This is a genomic window from Spirosoma harenae, assembly GCF_054776975.1.
On sequence record NZ_BAAHBD010000055.1, the window covers coordinates 1 to 864 of the forward strand.

The window sequence follows — 864 nt, forward strand, 5'->3', positions numbered from 1 at the left end:
AGAGTGTGTTGGGGAATTGAGAAAGGTTGAGAGTCGTGCCAACTTTGTATCGACCAAAATGCAAAGCCATGACCAAACAGTTCTCAAAACTGACCGACTCTCAATGGGCCACAATTTCGCCTTTTTTCAATCTCAAACGCCAGCGCAAACATGATTTGCGGCAAATAATCAACATCATTTTATGGCTCCTACGAACGGGTTGCCAATGGCGTAATCTACCTGAAGAATGGCCTAACTGGCAAGCTGTCTACTACTATTTTGATCAATGGAAGCAAGACGGCACGTTTGAACGTATTAACCTAGCACTGAATCAACTGGATCGTAAACGGGCCGACAAACAAGCCCATCCTTCTGTTTTATGTATTGATTCCCAAAGCGTTAAATTAAATCCGATGATCTACGAACACCGAGGGACCGATGCCAACAAACGGGTCAACGGCCGCAAGCGCCAATTTGTCGTTGACACGCAAGGTCGACTCTGGATAGTGGCCGTCCATGCGGCCAATCAAGCCGATGGCCCCGCTACGGTTTCGCTGATTGGCGCCATACTTTGGCGAGTGGGTGAACGTTTAGAAAAAATCTATGGTGACCAATCTTACAATGGCGTTTTTGCCAAAGCATTAGCTGATTGGTCAATTGAGTTTGAGAAAGCCGCCCGTCCTGAATCGGCCCAAGGTTTTGTGCCCGTTGCCAAACGTTGGGTTGTTGAACGTAGCATTGCTTGGACGAATTACTTCCGTCGGATCGTCAAAGACTACGAGTATACGCTATTATCTTCGGTGAGTTGGCTGTATTTAGCTAATATTCAACTAATGCTTCAGCGAATCAAATCCGATCACAGAATATAATTCCCCAACACGTTCT

General features: G+C 46.2%; 1 protein-coding gene. It reads left to right on the plus strand.

Going from position 1 to position 864, the window contains the following annotated elements; genetic code table 11:
• Nucleotides 1-68 precede the first annotated feature (68 nt).
• Entirely contained in the window at nucleotides 69-848 is a 780-nt protein-coding gene (locus tag ACYVE4_RS34040) for an IS5 family transposase (RefSeq protein ID WP_461044895.1), read from the plus strand.
• The last annotated feature ends 16 nt before the right edge of the window (nucleotides 849-864 follow it).